We start from the raw sequence: 18,831 nt of genomic DNA on the forward strand, positions 1-18,831 counted from the left end.
ACCGAGCTGATGGCCAAGCATCATGAGGCACCTGCTTCACTCCAATAACCTTGTTGCACTCAGTTCCTGCAACCGCCCAGGTAAAGATTTTGACATTGCGGAATACCTAGAAAAAATTACTCTCGACACCCTGCTCGACCTGATCAAGAGCCTCAACGGCCTCGGCAAAGACATCAAAGACTTGTGGGATCGCGCCAAAAACTGGGACTGGCCCCGTGACCCCATAATCCTCGACTTAGACGGTAATGGCTTTGAAACCGTTAGCCTTGCCTCCAACATCTATTTCGACCATGACGGCGACGGCGTGCTCACCAAAACCGGCTGGGTCGGGCCGAATGACACATTGCTGGTCTGGGACCGGAACGCCAACGGCAGCATCGAGTCCGGCGCTGAGCTCTTCGGCGACTTCACGCCCTTGCCCAACGGCACCTTAGCACCCAATGGCTTTACCGCTCTGGCCGCGCTGGATGCCAACGGCGACGGCATCCTCGATGCCAGCGACCCCGCCTTTACCAGCCTCAAACTCTGGCGTGACGTTTCGCAAGACGGTCAGACCGGCATGGGCGAAATGATCTCGCTGGCGGATGCCGGGATCGTCAGCCTGCACCTAGCCAACACCCTCAAGAACCAAGGGTTCGCCAACGGCAACCAGCTCACCCGCGAAGGCAGCTTCACTCGAGCCGACGGTTCTACGGGCGGCATGGGAGAGTTCCGCCTGGCTACCGACACCTTTTCCACCAAGTTTGCCAACGAGATCGAAGTCCCCGAGTCCATCAAGAGTCTGCCCACCATGGGTGGGGCCGGCAACGTACGCGAACTGCAACAAGCCGCTGCCCAGTCCAGCAGTGTGGCGGGCGTGCTGGCGCAGTTCCAGTCGGCCCCCGCCCGCTCCGAACAGAAGGCCCTTCTCGATCGGATGATCACCGCCTGGGCCGACACCTCAGGCATGGCCAGGAGCCTCGAAGAGCGCGCCGCCGGCAAATATCGCATCGTCTACGAGGCCTTTGGCAACGAGAGGCGCAGCAGCAGTATCGACACCGTGACCTTCGCTGCGATCTCCTCCGGCAGCGTGGGCAGTGGTGCCGGTGGTGCTGCGCTGATGAGCGACTTCGGCGGAATGTACCTCTCTGATCGCTACCGCGACCTCATCAGTGAGTGGAGCCGCAAGCTGCACGTGCTCGAAGCCTTCAACGGCCAGTACTTCTTCAACCTGCCGGAGAAGAAGAGCCAAACCGATGGGGCCAGCTGGGGACTGGCCATCTCGGCGGGATCGGGTGGTGGCGGAAGCAGTGGTGGCGCTGCGATGGCCATCGAAGCCTTCCCGACCATGCGCGTGAATTTCTCGCAGACCCAGCTCGACCTGCTGCAGCAGGCCTACGACAGCCTGAAGGAAAGCGTTTACGCCAGCCTGGTGATGCAGACGCGCTTGAAGCCCTACCTCGATCAGATCGAACTCGTCATCGACGACAGCGGCCTGCGGCTCGACGCCACCCAACTCAATCAAGCCCTCGCAGCCAAGAAAGCCGCCGATCCGGAGAACTACCTGGGCGACCTGCTCGATCTGGACCGCTACGCCACTGGTTTCCTCTCCGGCACCAACTGGCAGGGCCTGGCCGACTTCGACAGCCTCATCGACACCCTGCCGCAGACGACGGGCATCACGGCTTTGCTCAACGAGTTCAAAGTGCGTACGCTGACCAGTGGCGATGACGTGACGGGACTCACCGACAAGGCCGACATCGTGCTGGCGGGCGACGGAAAGGACACACTCTACGGCTACAACGGCAACGACCGCCTGTTCGGCCAAGGCGGAGATGACCGCATTTATGGCGGTGCGGGCGACGACCTGATCTCCGGTGGTGCGGGCAACGATGTGCTGGCGGGTGAATCTGGGGCCGACACCTACGTCTTCGGGCGTGGGTATGGCAACGACACCGTCAGCGACTACGCCGAGAACGGCGTGCAACGCGACACCGTACGTCTGCTGGGGCTCAATCCAGCAGACGTTCAGGTCACGGCAGACTACGCCGACAACCTCGTCTTCACCATTGTCGATACCGGTGAGACGCTGTCCGTGCCGCTCGGCGGCTACTGGTGGGGCCAGAATGGCGTTGGCCAGTACGTCTTCGACGACGGCACGGTGTGGAGCCACGATGATGCTCTGCGCGCCACCGTGTCCGCGACCACTGAGCGCGACGACACCATCTACGGCTCGTCTGCCGGAGACAGGATCACCGGCCAGTCGGGCAACGATACGCTGATCGGCAATGGTGGGAATGACGTCATCGACGGTGGCGCGGGCAATGACCTCCTGATCGGCTCCAGCGGCTGGAACTGGATTTACGAGAACGGCAGCTATCGCGTCGAGCGCAATACCACGCCGCAAGTCTCCCCCAACGACAACGACACCTACCTCTTCGGCCGGGGCGACGGGCAAGACACGGTGATTGACGGTGATTACACCTCCGGCAACACCGACACCTTGCGCTTCAGGGAAGGAGTGGCGCCTGCGGACGTGAAGCTCATCCGCAGCGGCAACGATCTGGTGCTGGCGATACGCGGCAGCAGCGATCAGGTGACGCTCAAGCAGTATTTCGACGTAGCCTGGAATGGCGTCAATGGTCCCTACCTAATCGAGCGCATTGCCTTTTCCGACGGCACAGTGCTGTCCTATGCCAACGTGCAAGCCATTCTCTTTGCCGGTAGCGAAGAGGCGGAAACCATCATCGGCTCGCGGGTAGCGGATGTGCTGACCGGCCAGGGCGGCGATGACGTGCTGCTCGGCGGCGCGGGCAGGGACATCCTGGACGGCGGTGCAGGCAACGATGTGTTGCGCGGCGGGGGTGCCATTGGTTGGGGGAATCAGGTCTACGAATCGTTCGACGAGGGCGACACTTACCGCTTCGGCCGTGGCGATGGAAACGACTCAATCATTGAGGACTCTTGGCAGCAAGGCGAGACCGACCGCATCGAACTCAAGACGGGTGTGCTGCCCTCCGATGTACGGCTGGAGCGGGTGCGCACGGTCAACGGCTGGCAGGTCAGCGACGACCTGAAGATCACGATTCGCGACACCGGCGAGACGCTCGTCGTCAAGAACCACTTCAATGAGAGCAACCGCTATGCGGTGGAAGAGATTGCCTTTGCCGACGGCACGCTATGGGATGCAGAGACAATCAAGTCCCGCAGCCTGCTGGGCGAAGCAGGAAATGATGAGCTGCGCGGCTTCAACGGTTGCGATGATGTATTGGTGGGCGGCGCTGGCAACGACTTGTTGGAAGGCGGCTCAGGCTCCGACACCTACCACTTCGGCTTGGGGGACGGTCAGGACGTGATCACTGACGGCTACACCGCTGGCACGGACACGGTGGAGTTGACCGCAGGTGTCACGCCTCTTGACGTGACCGTGCGCTGGACCCTGCAAGGCGACATGGCTGTCACGCTGCCCGATGGCAGCAAACTCACCGTGCGCGGTCAGGCAGATACCTGGTCTACCGAGCGAGGGATCGAACAACTGCACTTTGCCGACGGCACGGTTTGGGATCGCTCCGAGCTGGCATCCCGGGCTCTTGCAGCCACTACCGGGGACGACGCCATCGTTGGCGGCTACCAGAACGACACGCTTGACGGCGGCAGCGGCAACGACCAGTTCCAGGACCTGGGCGGTTATGACATCTATCGCTTCGGCACTGGCGATGGCCAGGACACTATTGCCGACAACTATGGCAGTGTGCTGTTCAAGTCCGGTATCGGCCAGAACGACGTGAGCTTTACCCGCGACGGCAACGACCTGATTGCCACCGTCGCCGCGTCGAGTGACGTGGTGCGCATCAAGGATTGGTTGAACAGTTGGCAGCGCATCGACCGTTTCGACTTTGACAACGGTGCTCGCTTGAACGTCAATGACGTGCTGGCCAAGCTCAACGTCAGCGAAGGCTCGGAAATCCTCTACGGTTCGCCGGGCGAAGATGCGCTGACCGGCACCGAGAAGGACAGCACGCTCTGTGGTCGCGAAAGCAACGACGTGCTCACTGGCGGTGCGGGCAGTGATCAGATCTTCGGCGAAGCCGGTGATGACACGCTGGATGGCGGCGCAGACCGGGATTGGCTCTACGGCGGCGAAGGCAACAACAGCTACCGCGTTGCCGTGGGCATGGGGCTGGACAACGCGGTGGGCGCAAGCCTGGCGGTGGCCAACGACACCGTGGTGTTTGCACCGGGCATCCGACCCGAGAATGTGTCGGTGCAGTTGGGGGATGCGAGCTGGAGTGGCCAGGCGGGTGATGTCGGCTACTACAACCTGGTCATTGGCATCGGTGGCAACGACGCGCTGGTCGTTCGCTCCGACAACTGGGACGACCTTGGGCGCGGAGCGCTGCAGCATTTCCGCTTCGACGATGGCACCGACTGGACGCTGGCCGACGTGATCGCTCGGGTCGATGGCGGCAAGATGGGCTGGCAGCAGCGCTATTGGGGCGACTCAACCAATATTGTCGGCAGCCAGGCTGACGATGACATTTACGACTACACCGGCCAGTCGGTCACCGTGCAGGCGCGCGGCAACAACGACAACGTCTACCTGGAGGCCGGCAATGACCGGGTGTCTGCTGGCAGCGGCGACGACAATGTTTACTCCGGCACGGGCGAGGATCTGGTTGCCGGAGAACCAGGCAACGACAACATCAATACCGGCGCGGGCGACGATGTGGTTGTCTTCAACCACGGCGATGGCAAAGATACGCTACGCACTAGCGAGGGCACGGACACTCTGTCCTTCGGTGCCACGTTGACGCCGACGATGCTTTCCGCAGCATTGGATCACGACGGACGGGTGGTGTTACTGCTGGATGCAGGCGCAGGCGGCTCGATCATGCTCGACAACACGCGCATCAACGATCTGCCTGGCGATCTGGAGCGCATCCAGTTCATCGACGCGGATGGCAAGACGCGTGTATTCGACCTTGCGGGCTGGCTGCAGGCCCATGCGGGTGCCTTGCTGTCGGCAACGGCCGATGCGCCGCTGGCCTTTGACGGCGCGGGCTTCGAGCTAACCGGCACAGTGGCTCCGGCGGGTGGTATGGGGGCGGTGGCCTATGCGCAGTCCGGCGATCTGTTTGCTTCTGCCAACTTCGCCAACAACACCTCGACCGACGGCGATGACGTGCTTTACGGCACGCCTAATGTCGACCCGCTGGACGCGGGTGCGGGCAACGACATTGCGCTGGGTCTGGCCGGGGACGATGTCATCCTCGGCGGTGACGGCAACGACCTGATCCACGGCGGCGATGGCGATGACGTGCTGGAGGGTAATGCCGGAAACGATGTGATCTACGGCGGCTGGGGTGCGGATCAACTCACCGGCGGCACCGGCAATGACCAACTCTTCGGCGAATGGGATGGCGACACCTACGTGTATCAACCCGGCCACGGCGAAGTGACCATTGACGACGACCATCGCGTGCTCAACTGGGGCTACGGCGATGGTGAAGGCGGTTACGGCGGTGAAATGCCTGCGCTTGCTGCTATGTCGTCCGGTTATGGTGGCGAATGGGATGGAGGTGACGGTGGCTATGGCGGCGGTTGGGACGGCGGTGAGGGCGGCTACGGAGGCACCATCATCGACGATGCGCCCAACATTCTCACCTTCGGCCCCGGCATCCGGCCCGAAGACCTGCGCTATTCAGAGCGTAACGGCGATCTTGTAATCGAGTTCGCCAGCCAGCCTGGCGACCGGGTGATCCTGAGGGGCTATGAGCCGAATCGAGCCACGCAGACCCGCTCGGTGGACATCATCCGCTTCGCCGATGGCACTGAGATCGTGGCCGAGAACATCGAACCCACGGGCAAGACCGAAATGGCCGGTGATGAAGGCGGTTGGCTCGACGATACGCCGTTTGCCGACACGCTGATCGGCGGCGACGGCGACGACACGCTCAATGGCCAAGGCGGCGGAGACAGGTTGGTAGGTAGTGCAGGCTCGGACACCTACCGTATTCACAAGGAGTGGGGCACTCGCCCAACCGAGACGCTCATTGCCGAGACCTGGCGCGAGCAGGACACGAACCGCATCGAGATCACTGGCGAAATCAACTCTGACGACCTGCGCCTGGAGTTCGACGGACGCGACCTGTTGCTGCGCTTGACCGAAGATGGCGATGCCATCCGTTTTGCGGGGTTCGACCCACGCGCAGAGGTCATGCAAGCGCCGGTTTCGGAAATCAGCATGCCCTGGTGGGATACCAGTCTGTCATTCGACGACTTGCTCTCGCGCGGCGTCCGCATCATCGGCACACCCAGCGACGACGTGCTCACCGGCACGGCGCTGGCCGACTGGATTGAGGGCCGCGAGTCCGACGATACGATGAGCGGCGGCGCAGGCGGCGATCTTTACCTCATCGACGCCGATGCGAGCAGCGACACCATCATCGACAGCGAAAACGGCGATGCGCCCAATACGCTGGTGCTGCCTGAGGGTACGACCCTCGATGACGTTCTCCTGTCTTACGACGCCGAGGGCTTTCTGATCCTCGATCTCGACAACACAGGCAACCGCATTCGTCTCTCAGGTTTCGATCCGGAAAACCCGCGTGGATCACGCGCCGTGGAGCGTTTCCGCTTTGGTATCGACGGCGACGAGATCGGCTACGAGGAATTGCTTGCACGTGGTTTCGACATCGTCGGCACGGAGGAAAGCGACGCACTCAAGGGAACTACACTCACGGATCGTGTCTGGGGCGGCGACGGCAACGACCTGTTTGAAGCCACCCCGGGCGGCGACTGGCTGGCGGGCGAAGGCGGCAACGACACCTATGTGGTGAAGCTGGGCGACGGCATCGTCACCATCGATGACGTAGCTGAACAAGATGTCGGTAACGTGCTGCGCTTCGGCCCCGGCATCGATCCGAACGATTTGCGCAACAACCTGCGCTTCGAGACGGGCGGCAACGGCGGCCACGTCCTGCTCATCCCCTATGGTGCCGGCGGTGACATGGTGCGCCTGACAGGTTTCAACCCGCAGGACGTACTCGGCAGCCACGCCATCGAACGCTTCGAGTTCGCCGACGGCACGGCGGTGGATTACGCCACCTTGGTGTCTTGGACTTTCGTGGTCGAGGGCGGCAACGCGGGTAACGTCCTCGAGGGTAGCAACGTCGGCGACCGCCTCTACGGCTACGACGGCGACGACGTGATGGAGTCGGGCGACGGCGAGGATGTGCTCACCGGTGGTTTGGGCAACGATGTCCTGCGCGGTGGCGCCCAGCGTGACGCCTATGTAGTGAATCTGGGCGATGGCGAGGACGTGATCGAGGATGATCTCGATGCGGGAATCGGCAACGTGCTCACCTTCGGCGAAGGCATCGCCCGCGAGGACGTGCGGCTGGAAGTGGATGGCGACGACTTGCTCATCCATTACGGCGCCAATGGCGATGTGGTACGCGTAAGCAACTACGCTCCAGAAGGCACTGACGGTGGCACGGTGATCGACAGCTTCGAGTTTGCAGATGGCACCGCCGTCACGTTGCGCGAGTTCATGAACCGCGCACCGGAAGTGGCCAATCCCATCGACGATCAAATCGCGCTGGAAGATGCAGCCTTCAACTTGGTGCTGCCAGACGACCTGTTCATCGACGCCGATGGCGACGACGTTCTGACGCGGGTCATGGTCTCTGGTTACACGACGCTGCCGGACTGGCTGCAGTACGACGCCGCCACGCGTACCCTGTCCGGCACGCCGGACAACGGCGACGTAGGCGAGTTCGACATCATCGTGCAAGGCATAGACACGCTGGGGGCATCGAGTCTGCACAGCTTCCACGTCACGGTACAAAACACCAACGACGCGCCCGAAGTCGGCAGGCCCTGGTCCGACCTGCGCTCCCTGGAAGATAGCGACTTCAGCTTCACGCTATCCGCTGGCAGCTTCAGTGACGTCGACGTGGGCGATGTGCTCACCTACACGGCCACGCTGGCAAACGGCGATCTGCTTCCCGATTGGCTCACATTCGATTCGCAGACCGGCACCTTCTCCGGTACTCCGGTGAATGGTGATGTAGATGCGCTGCAACTCACCGTGACCGCAACCGATCTGGCGGCCGCATCGGCCAGCCAGACATTCGGGCTGGAGGTGACCAACACGAACGACGCTCCGGCCATCGGCGCTGCGCTGGCCACGCAGACCGCGACCGAAGACGCTGCTTTCACTTTCACCCTGCCGACGGACGCCTTTGTCGATGCCGATCTGGGTGACCGCCTGAGCTACTCGGCCATGCTGGCCGATGGTTCTGTGCTGCCTGCCTGGCTTCAACTGGATGCGGTAACCGGTACCTTCAGCGGCACGCCCGGCAACGACAACGTCGGTGCGGTGGAGATTCGCGTGACGGCCACCGATTTGATCGGCGCCAGCGTCAGCCAGTCGTTCAGCCTCACGGTAGCCAACACCAACGACGTGCCGGAAGTCGCCGTCGCACTGGCCGACCAGCAGGCGACCGAGGATGCACCGTTTGCCTTCGCCGTGCCGCTGGATGCCTTCCGCGACGTGGATGCGGGCGACACGCTCATGCTCTCGGCCACCCAAACCGATGGCTCCGCGCTGCCGACCTGGCTGCGTTTTGATGCGGCAACGCGCACCTTTAGCGGCACCCCGCTCAACGGCGATGTGGGCAGTATTTCCGTGCGCTTGACGGCCTCTGACGTGGTTGGCGCTCTGGCTAGCCAGACGTTCGCCATCGGCGTGACCAACGTCAACGACGCGCCCGAGGTTGGCACGTTGCTCGCCAACCAGACCGGACGCGCGGGCACGGCACTGAGCTGGCAACTGCCCGCAACGGCCTTCGTCGATGTCGATGCAGGAGATGTGCTGACTTACTCGGCCACCTTGTCCGACGGCAGCGCACTGCCCGACTGGCTCGCATTCGACGCGGCTACTGGCACCTTCAGCGGCACTCCGGCCTCGGCAGGAAACTATGCCCTGCGGGTCACCGCCACCGACCTCGCTGGCGCACAGGCCAGCCAGAGCTTCGCCCTGGCGGTCGAATCCGGCGGCGGCAACCAGGCACCGGTCACGGCACCCGATGCGGCAAACGTGATCGAGGATCGCAAGCTGCTGGCCTGGGGCAATGTGCTGTCCAATGACCGCGATCCGGAAGGCGAGCGCCTGCGCGTCGCCGATCCGGGTATCCGCCGAGGTGAATACGGCGTGCTGACGCTACTATCCAACGGTACCTATGCCTATGTGCTTGATGATTGCTCCAGTAAGGTGCAAGGCTTGGGCGTAGGCGAGACGGCTACGGAGACTTTCAACTATCTGGCCAGTGACGGCACCCAACACAGCGACGGCGCATTGACGGTGACCGTGCAGGGCTCCAACGATACGCCCGATCTGGTGCGCCGCCTGAGTGATGTACAACTTGCCAAGGGCAAGGCGTTCTCGTGGCAAATGCCCGCAGGCAGTTTTAAAGATACCGATCGCAACGATACGCTGAGCTACACGGCGACCCTTTCTAACGGCAAGGCGCTGCCCACCTGGCTCAAAGTTCGACGCCGCCACGCAGACCTTCAGCGGCACAGCTCCGGCCAATGCCAAGAGCAGCATCGATGTGCGCGTCACCACTAGCGATGGCCATGGCGAGTGCTCGACTGCCTCGGATGACTTCACGGTGAGTTTTGGCAACAAGACTGTGGTGCCGACCGCCACCAAGGGCAACGAGGGTGTGGGCAACGGCGCAGATGCGCCTCCACCCGGGCACAGCGGCAACATCAACGACGGTGCGAGCGCCTCGCCGGGCCAGCCAGGTCGCAAGCACGGATCGGAGCGCGGTGACGACGATGATGATCCGCTGGGGCGTTTCCTCGACGGCTTCAGGCGCGATGAAAAGTCCGACCAGTCGCACCATTCGACCTTGCCCGCACTGGATCGCCGCTGGTTCGCGCAATGGGGCGAGCAGCAGCAAGCGTCCGAGCAGGCTGCTCAGGGCCAGGCCAACCACGACGTGGAGCGCCACTGGGCGGAACTGACGCATGCTCTGAACCGACTCGACGCCGAGCGGCAGAGCGCACCGGCCTGGAGCCACGCCAACCAGGGCTCTGATCTGTCTGGCTTGGCTGGCTGGATGCAAGGCGGTGCCCACGGTGCACGCGGCGGCGTCGATGCTGTGTCGCTGACCTGCGGCACGGGCACTCAGCTCAAGGGCTTTTCCGGCATCAAGGAAGGCGTGGGCAAGCTGTCATGGTAAGCCGTCACCCGTGCCGATGGCGCGCGTCCTGATCGCGTGGGAACTGGGCGAGGCCTTCGGGCACCTCGCCCGGTGTCTGCGGCTGGCACAAGGACTAGTGGCCCGTGGGCACGGGGTGACATTGGCGCTGAAGGACGTTCGGCTACCCGCCGGGCAGGTCCCGGCGCCTGGTATCACCGTGCTGTCTGCGCCCTTGACCCCACAGGCAGGTGCGGGCAGCAGGGCGCCGGTGAACTACGCCGACGTGCTGCGTGTCAGCGGGTTTGCTGATGTGCGGGATGTGGCCGCTCGGCTTAACGCCTGGCAGGGATTGTTTTCGTTGGTACGGCCTGATGTGCTGGTCGCCGACCATGCGCCGACGGCCTTGCTGGCGGCACAGCTCGCCGAAATTCCCCGTCTCTCCATCGGCAACGGCTTTGTGATTCCCCCCGCTGTTCATCCCTGGCCCTCGATTCGGTCTTGGGAGCCGGTTTCCGATCAGGCACTCGCCACTGCCGAGACAAGTCTCGACTGCGTGCTGGATGCGGCGCAGAAGTCGCTGGGTCATACAAGGGCGGTACGTGTGCGCAACTTGTTTGGAGAGTACGACATTTTGGACACGTTTGCCGAACTCGACCACTACGGCGCGCGTCCGAATGGGCGCTACGTCGGGCCCATCGTCTCGGTGCCCCACGCCTTGCGCGTTTCCTGGCAAAGCCGGGAAGGTCCAAAAGTGCTGGCCTACCTGCGACCCGCCGTACCCGGCTTTGCGGCCATCTTGCAGGCGCTCGTCCGGCTGGATGCCGAAGTGCTATGTGTTGCGCCTGGCATGAGCCCCGAGGCTGCGAAACGTTGCGCCACTAGGCGCTTGCGCATTGCGCTGGCGCCAGTTGACCTGCCGCCCCTGCTTGAACATGCCGATCTGGCGCTTGGCTACGGCAACGGCGGCTTCTCGACCCAAGCCTTGCTGGCGGGAGTGCCCTTGGCGATGCGGCCCCGGCATGTCGAGCAGGCGCTCTTTGCACATCGTGTGGAGGCCCTGGGCGCGGGCAAGTTGCTCGTTGGCCGGATCGATGCGGACAGCGTCACCGCGTCATTGCAGGAGCTGCTCGACAAGCGCCAGTACCGGCAGGCTGCCCAGACGTTTCAGAGCACCCATCGGTATTTCTCGCCTGAACAAGCCGTAGAGCAAAGCCTGTCCCTCATCGAGCGGGCATTTCTTGACAGCTGGAAGGCTGATCCTACCCAACATGCCCAATGTCCCTAGGAGAGCCCCCGGCATGCCTTCATTGAAGTCCCTCGTACAACACGCGCACAGCGATCATCTGGATTTCCATCCACCGCTTATTCGTTTGCAGCACAGCGCGCCGCATCCGCAGGGGCGGCGGGTGTTGAGGGCATTCCTGATGCTGTTTGCCTTTCTCATCGTATGGGCGTTACTTGGGCGGCTGGACATCGTCGCGGTGGCTGACGGCAAGCTGGTGCCCGCCAGCTACCTCAAGATCGTTCAGCCATCGGAGGCCGGCATCGTCAAGGAAATCTTGGTGCGCGAGGGGGCGGCGGTACGCGCCGGTCAGGTGCTCATGCGCATGGACGCTCTTATCACCAACGCCGATCTCGATGCTCTCATGATAGAGCTTGCGCGCAAGCGGCTTCAACTTACCCGCATCGACGCAGAACTCGCTGGTCAGCCCTTCCAACCAGAGGCACTAGCTCCGATGGCGCTAGTGCGGGAAACCAGTGCTCAATACCAGGCCAACCGCAATGCTTTGGCCGCTGCGCTGGCTGAAGAGCACAGCCGTCTGATAAAGGCTCAACAGGAATTGGCGGCTGCCCGGCAGCAGTGGAGACGGCTCGAAGCCGTACTGCCGCATTACCGCGAGCAGGACAAGGCTTACGAAAAACTCGTTAAGGATGGCTTTGCTGGTGCGCTAATGGGCTCGGAAAAACGGCGTGAGCGAATCGAAAAGGAGCAGGAGCTAGCTACACAGAGACACTTGATCGCGTCCGCTCAGGCCAGCATTGATCAGTCACAGAATAAGCTCAAGCAGATCGAGGCGGATTATTTGCGGCAGTTGCACGCTGAGCGCACCGAGGTACAAGCGCAGATAGACAAGCTGGCCAAGGAGCAGGAAAAGCAGCAACACCGGCGCGAGTTGCTGGAACTCAGGGCTCCGCAGGACGGCGTAATCAAGGACTTGGCGACCCACACGGCGGGCACCGTGGTGCAGCCCGGTACTGTGCTGGCCAGTCTTGTGCCCCGAGAAAAAAAGCTCAAGGCGGAGGTGTGGGTCTCCAATGAGGACATCGGCTTCGTGCGACCGGGTCAGCCGGTCAAACTGAAGCTCGCCGCTTACACTTTCCAGAAGTATGGCATGGGACACGGCACCGTCGAGCACGTCAGCGCCGACGCTCAGAGCGAGGAGGAAGCACGTGACAAGGGGCTGACCGGAGTCGGGCAACGTCCGTTGCGCTACAAAGCCTTGGTGATACTTGACGGGGATGCCCTAGAGATGGATGGTATGAAGTATCCCCTGTCCGTTGGGATGCAGGCCACGGCAGAAATATTGCTGGGCGACCGCACTGTGGCGGAATACCTACTATCACCAGTGAAAAAGGCTTGGCACGAGGCGGGCCGGGAGCGATGAGCAGTGCTCCGTCATTCCCAACATTGACGGGTGCGTTGTCGAGCCAAGTGTCAGGCATCCACTGGCTGGCTGTCGTCGGTACTCGCGATACCACCGTGTTGTCCTTGCTGTTCCAATTGGCGCACAACCAGTGACTGAATGGTAAGCGACGGCGAACACATCTCCCTAGCATATGAGCCTGCTTACGGGGAAGGTGAGTCCGGAGCGATCTATATCCAGTGATTTATTCTGTACTATGCCTTGAAAAATATCTATGCGCCCCGCCCACAACTGCACACGGAGAAGTGTGCAGTGCCTATTCAGGTAGGGGGATCAGCAGGTAGGCGGTAAGCGGCCGGGCATCACACCTTGCTGGCGGGCACCCAGTTGTGTGGCAGCAGTTCAGTCAGTGCGCTGGTCTTCTGCGTTGGCAGGCGTGTGAGCACGCCACTCAGGTAGGCATACGGATCATGTCTGTTCGGTCGCGCTGACTGGATCAGGGGCATCAGCGCAGCCGCACGGTAACCGTCCAGGCATCCCGCCTGGTTTGACCCCGCCCAGCTAAGCGATGGTGTCCACGTATTTATTTTATCGTGGACACCATTTCAATCCTGACCTGGGTGGACTGGTACAACAACCGCCGGCTGCTGAGTTCCATCGGCAACATCCCGCCGGCGGAAGCTGAAGCCGCTATTATCGACAAATCGACGAGTCAGCCCGGGCGGCATGACTCAAACCAGAGAGCCTCCGGAGTTCTCGGGGCGGTTCAGTGGTCAGCCGCCCCGACGCCTCCGGTGTACTGCACTGAATGTGGAAATCGACCCAGGGCCGCAGATCGGCGGCAGGTAACCAGACTGACTCGGAAGCGCTCATTTCAGTACCTGGCCGACATGTTTTTCGGCGTTGCGGGGGAGGATCGCTGGACAAGCAACACGTGAATCGCCAGTCGCCACCCTGTGTTTCATGGACCCTGCTGCACTCTGGCCAGACAGGCTGCTAGGCACGTAGCGCACCGGCCAGGCGCCGCATGGCCGTTTCGATTTCATGCCCCGCCAAGGACGAATAACCGAGCAGCCAGCCCTGCTGCGTTGCCTCACCGGCGTACAGCCGGCTGAGGCCGGACAGTTGCACGCCGACGCTGGCAGCCTGGCGGATGGTCTGTTCCTCCGACCAGCCCGCGGCCAGCAGGCAGGGGATCTGCAGCCCGCCCGGCGGGCGCAGAGCGGTGGCAATCCCGTTCAGGTGCCGGCCGATGGCATCGAGCATGATGGCCCGGCGTTCCCCGTAGAGTTTGCGCATGGCGCGGACGTGGGAATTGTAGTGACCGTCTTCCATGAAGCGCGCCAGGGTCAGCTGAGGGATCTGTGGCGTGTGGCCATCCATCATGCTGCGCGCGTAGGTGAAGGCTCTGACCAGCTCGTGGGGCAGCACCATGTAGCCGATCCGCAAGCCCGGGTAGAGCGTCTTGCTGAAGGTGCCGATGTAGAGGGTGCGCTGGTACTTGTCCAGGCCCTGCACGCAGGCGGTCGGTAGCCCGTCGTAGTGGAACTCGCTGTCGTAGTCGTCCTCGATGATCCACTTGTCCTGCTCGACGGCCCAGCGAATCAGCTCGAGCCGGCGCTCCAGCGACAGGGTCGCCCCGCTGGGGTATTGATGGGACGGCGTGACATACACGCACTGGGCGCCGCTGCGGTCTGCCTGCAGCAGGTCGGTGCGGATGCCCTGCGCATCCACGTCGATGGGCACGATCCCCGCCTCGGCGGTCTCGAAGGCTTTCCGGGCGCCGTAGTAGCCGGGGTTTTCCAGCAGGATCGGTTTGCCGGCGTCGACCAGCAACTGTGCGCAGAGGAACAGGGCCTGGCGCGTGCTGCTCAGCACCAGGATCTGCTCGGCGGAGCACTTGGCGCCGCGTTCGAGATTCAGATAGGTGGCGATGGCCTTGCGCAGCGGCTCGGCGCCTTGCGGATCGCCATGCAACAGGACATTGCCCTGGCAGTCCTTCACGACCCGGCGCTGCAGGCGTTCCCAGACATCGGTGGGGAAGGTGCGGGTTTCCGGCAGGCCGGTGGCGAAGGCCTTTATCACCTGTTGATCGGCCACGCCGCCGCTGTCGAGGATCATCCGGCCGCGCCGACTCAGGCCCGGTCCGGGGGGCGCCTCGTTGCGCCGGGTGTCCTGCGCCTTGCCGCGCCGGCGCATGGTCCCGCGCAGTTCGTTGCCCAGCGTCTGCGAAACATAGCTGCCCGAGCCGCCGCGCCGCACGATGAAACCGTCGCGGTGCAGTTGCACGTAGGCGTTCTCGACCGTGTCGCGAGCCACCCCGAGCGAGCCGGCCAGGGCGCGGGTCGCCGGCAGCTTCAGGCCCGGGGCGAGGGCGCCGTCGAGGATCAGTGCGCGCAGGGCGCGCTGAATCCGCTGGTGCAGATCCAGCAGTCGGAACTCGGCATCGTTGAGCCGCATCTTCAGCGTTTCGAGTTCGAAGGTCTTCGCCATGTGGTCTGCCCCGGATGGTTGGGCTGGCCTGAAAGGGCAGGCCAGTCTATTCGTGGAATCTGCCCGTCGCCAGTGCGGTGCCCGGCGAGTATCGGGTGCCGTTCCTGTCGAGACGGACTGCAACCTCAATCCGGGTGCCGCCTGTCTGCACTGCACGGAGAACGTAACCGCCCGCGTGCATGGCTGAGTCCGGGGCGCCCAGGATTCGGCAGGCGGCCCGAAAAGTGGTCTGGCTTGTCTTGCTGAAGTGTATGGGCAAGACAGGCCAATGTGGCGCTATAAATCTCCTTCCATTCGAGGCCAAGCGCCTCGCTTTGCAAGGAGCACCGTCAAGCCATGTCGTCTTCAGCGTCAAAGACCCCCGTTCGCCCCGGCGATCTCGTCCATCCGATTGTCGCCGGTCTGATCTCGGTCCTCGTCAACTATGGCGGCACCTTCATCCTGGTCTTCCAGGCAGCCAAGGTGGCAGGGCTGAGCCCTGAATTGACGGCTTCGTGGGTGTGGTCCGTGTCGATCGGTGTGGGCGTGACCGGGCTGCTGCTCAGCTGGATTTCCCGCGAGCCGATCATCACCGCCTGGTCGACGCCCGCGGCGGCCTTCCTGGTCGTCGCCCTGGGCAGCACGCCCTATGCCGAGGCGGTGGGCGCGTACCTGATCTCCGCCGCCGCCTTCGTGCTGCTGGGGCTGTCCGGCTGCTTCGACAAGGTCATCCGCCTGATCCCGCCGGGCGTGGCCTCCGGGCTGCTGGCCGGCATCCTGCTGCAGTTCGGCATCGGCGCCTTCGCCGGCATGAGCCTCGACCCGCTGCTGGCCGGGCTGCTGATCGTCGCCTACCTGCTGCTCAAGCGCTTCACCGCACGCTACGCGGTGGTGGGCATCCTGGTACTGGGGCTGACTTTCCTGCTGACTCAGGGACGGGTCGAGCTGTCGGGGCTGACGCTGCAGTTCGGCGCGCCGGTGTTCACCGTGCCCGAGTTCTCGCTGAATGCCTTGCTGAGCGTCGCTCTGCCGCTGTTTCTGATCACCCTGACCGGCCAGTACATGCCCGGCATGCTGGTGCTGCGCAACGATGGCTTTCGCACCAGCGCCAACCCGATCGTGACCGTCACCGGGCTGGGTTCCCTGCTGATGGCGCCGTTCGGCTCGCACGCCTTCAACATCGCCGCGATCACCGCAGCCATCTGCACCGGCAGGGACGCCCACGAGGAACCCGGCAAACGCTGGATCGCCGGTATCGCTGCAGGCCTGTTCTACATCCTCGTCGGGGTCTTCGGCGTCACCCTCGCGGCGCTGTTCATGGCCTTCCCGGCGACCTTCATCACCACCCTGGCCGGGCTCGCCCTGCTGGGCACCATCGGCGGCAGCCTGGCCAGCGCCATGACCGACGCCAAGTCCCGCGAAGCCTCGCTGATCACCTTCCTGGCGGCCGCCGCCAACATCACCCTGTTCGGGATCGGCGGGGCGTTCTGGGGATTGCTGATCGGCCTGCTGGCCCATGCCGTGCTCAACGGTCGCCTGCCGCGTCGCGAGCCGGTCGCCGAGACTGTCAGCACTGAAGGGAGGGTCGGTCGCGATCCGGCCGGCGTGCGCCTGCCGCGCTGAGCGCCGCCTACATCACCGCCAACAAGAACTCGGTGCCGAACGACCCGCGCTCGCGTTCGTGACCTCGGGGCTGCGCATCGGCCCCCCGGCCATGACCACCCGCGGCTTCGGCGTGCCGGAGTGCGAGCAACTGGCAGGCTGGCTCTGTGACGTGCTGGACGCACTGGAATCCGGTGGCAGCGAGCAGGTCGCCCAGCGTGTCCGCGAACAGGTGGTGGAGCTGTGCCGTCGCCATCCGGTGTATCGGTAAACCCACGGCCCTGAGGGCGGGCTGCGCGCGGCGGTGGGCTGAGCGGCGCCGGCCGTCAAAGTTTCACCGGCGCGGCTATACACTGGAGAGCCATCCCGCAAGGACTCCCCTCGTGACCGTCTACGGCATCGTCTTGTTCGCGGCCCTGCTGCACGCCTCCTGGAACGCCATCGTCAAGGGCGGCAGCGACAAGCTGCTCACCACCGTGCTGGTCGCCGGCTCGGCTGCACTGCTCGCCGGCGTGGCGCTGCCGTTCCTCGACCAGCCGGCCGCGTCGAGCTGGCCGTACATCGCCGTGTCGGTGCTGCTCCAGGTGGTCTATTACGCCCTGCTGGCCAGGGCCTATCAGGTCGCCGACATGAGCCATGCCTACCCGCTGATGCGCGGCTGTGCGCCCCTGCTGGTCGCGGTCCTCGGCATCTACTGGCTGGGCGAGCCGCTGAGCGGCAGCGCCTGGCTGGGCATCGCGATCATCTGCGGCGGCATCCTCGGCATGGCCGGACGCGGGCTCGCCGGCAGCCCCGGGCTGGGACTCGCGCTGGCCAATGCCGGGGTGATCGCCGGCTATACCCTGATCGACGGCGTCGGCGTACGCCTGTCCGGGGCGCCGGTCGCGTATGGCCTGTGGATCTTCCTGCTCAGCGGCCTGGCGCTGGTCGCCTGGGCGCTGGCGCAGTTGCACAGGCGCGGGGCGCTGGTCCGCTACCTCGGCGGCAACTGGCACTACGGACTGATCGGTGGCTTCGGCACCATCGCCTCGTACAGCCTGGCGCTGTGGGCCATGACCCAGGCCCCGGTGGCGGTGATCGCCGCCCTGCGGGAAACCTCGATCCTGTTCGCCACGGCCATCTCCGGGCTGATCCTCAAGGAACGGCTGAGTGCGGTGCGCATCGCCGCCGCCTGCGTCATCGCGCTCGGCGCGGTGGCCCTGCGGCTTCCTTGAGGTGCTTGGGGGGATTCACCTGCAGCCGGCCGGCGCAGCCGCAACTGCGCCGGTCGTGACTGCGCCTTTCATGCCCTAGTTGGTGCAGCCGGAGGTCTCCGGGTACAGGTAGACCAGGCCGCGTTTTTCACCCTTGGAGTCCTCGTAGGTCATGGCCGCGGGAATGGCTCCGCAGTAGGTCTTGGCCTTGTCGGGAATGAAGTACTCGACCTTGACCACCTTGGAGATGTCCAGCGGCATGCCGTACTGGTACTGCTTGAACTCGGGGGTCTGCACGTCCTTAACGCCCTTCATCACCATCAGCGGGGGCGGGGTATCGCTTTCGCTTTGCGCGATGACCACGGACGTGGCGGACACGGCCGAGAGCACGGCGACGGCACAGCACAACTGCATGGATCGACTTTTCAACAGCTTCATGGGATGCCTCCCGGAATCAGGAATCGGGCTCCATCATGATCTTTCGATGCAGGGGCACCGGGTTGGGCATCGGCTGTCCGGCAACCCTGCACGGGTTCCGTCAGCCGTAACGCTAGCAGACTGGGTCCGCCCTGCTGCCGCGGGCGCGGCCGTTCGTCCGCTTCTCTCGCGCCCGGCCCGGTGCGTGCTACGGCCGCTGCCGCGGGCCGACTGCCGCCGCCGATTCGCCGCCCGGGGCGCGCGCGTCTGGATGGGCATCTTCGGGCGACGCGCGGCCTGTCCGCCGCC

7 protein-coding genes and 4 pseudogenes are annotated in these 18,831 nt (G+C 63.8%); 8 read left to right on the plus strand and 3 right to left on the minus strand.

The genetic code is table 11. The features are described 5' to 3' along the window. Positions 1-1,414 precede the first annotated feature (1,414 nt). From E5198_RS22065 to E5198_RS16255, 4 genes and pseudogenes are all read left to right on the plus strand, one after another. The gene (locus tag E5198_RS22065; RefSeq protein WP_372239892.1) at positions 1,415-9,613 is read left to right on the plus strand and encodes a putative Ig domain-containing protein; all 8,199 of its coding nucleotides are present in this window, start codon (positions 1,415-1,417) and stop codon (positions 9,611-9,613) included. Further along, a pseudogene (locus E5198_RS16245) lies at positions 9,564-10,232 on the plus strand (hypothetical protein); the annotation flags it as partial. The gene E5198_RS22065 and the pseudogene E5198_RS16245, both read left to right, overlap by 50 nt. Positions 10,233-10,461: 229 nt before the next feature. Beyond that, on the plus strand, positions 10,462-11,478 hold the full coding sequence (locus tag E5198_RS16250; protein ID WP_136491018.1) for a glycosyltransferase: 1,017 nt from the start codon (positions 10,462-10,464) through the stop codon (positions 11,476-11,478). A gap of 13 nt (positions 11,479-11,491) precedes the next feature. After that, on the plus strand, positions 11,492-12,859 hold the full coding sequence (locus E5198_RS16255) for an HlyD family type I secretion periplasmic adaptor subunit (RefSeq protein WP_136491019.1): 1,368 nt from the start codon (positions 11,492-11,494) through the stop codon (positions 12,857-12,859). Between the two features lie 341 nt (positions 12,860-13,200). On the opposite strand, the pseudogene E5198_RS16260 reads toward E5198_RS16255, so the two are convergent. Further along, positions 13,201-13,380: pseudogene (locus tag E5198_RS16260) on the minus strand (transposase domain-containing protein); the annotation flags it as partial. Between the two features lie 60 nt (positions 13,381-13,440). Here E5198_RS16260 and E5198_RS16265 point away from each other — a divergent pair. Continuing rightward, positions 13,441-13,568 (plus strand): annotated as a pseudogene (locus E5198_RS16265) (IS3 family transposase); the annotation flags it as partial. Between the two features lie 266 nt (positions 13,569-13,834). Here the strand turns inward: E5198_RS16265 and E5198_RS16270 are convergent. After that, complete coding sequence (locus tag E5198_RS16270) at positions 13,835-15,331, minus strand: PLP-dependent aminotransferase family protein (RefSeq protein WP_136491020.1); 1,497 nt, start codon at positions 15,329-15,331, stop codon at positions 13,835-13,837. A gap of 336 nt (positions 15,332-15,667) precedes the next feature. Between E5198_RS16270 and E5198_RS16275 the strand changes: the two genes are divergently transcribed. From E5198_RS16275 to E5198_RS16285, 3 genes and pseudogenes are all read left to right on the plus strand, one after another. Further along, on the plus strand, positions 15,668-16,933 hold the full coding sequence (locus E5198_RS16275; protein WP_136491021.1) for a benzoate/H(+) symporter BenE family transporter: 1,266 nt from the start codon (positions 15,668-15,670) through the stop codon (positions 16,931-16,933). Next, a pseudogene (gene glyA, locus E5198_RS16280) lies at positions 16,906-17,183 on the plus strand (serine hydroxymethyltransferase); the annotation flags it as partial. The gene E5198_RS16275 and the pseudogene glyA, both read left to right, overlap by 28 nt. A 112-nt stretch (positions 17,184-17,295) precedes the next feature. After that, entirely contained in the window at positions 17,296-18,126 is an 831-nt protein-coding gene (locus E5198_RS16285; RefSeq protein ID WP_136491022.1) for a DMT family transporter, read from the plus strand. A gap of 75 nt (positions 18,127-18,201) precedes the next feature. On the opposite strand, the gene E5198_RS16290 is transcribed toward E5198_RS16285, so the two are convergent. Then, positions 18,202-18,543 (minus strand): DUF2790 domain-containing protein, encoded by a 342-nt coding sequence (locus E5198_RS16290; protein WP_178084087.1) that lies wholly within the window; start codon positions 18,541-18,543, stop codon positions 18,202-18,204. Positions 18,544-18,831 lie beyond the last annotated feature (288 nt).

Origin of the sequence: Pseudomonas sp. A-1, assembly GCF_004801855.1 — a bacterium.
Lineage (GTDB): Bacteria > Pseudomonadota > Gammaproteobacteria > Pseudomonadales > Pseudomonadaceae > Geopseudomonas.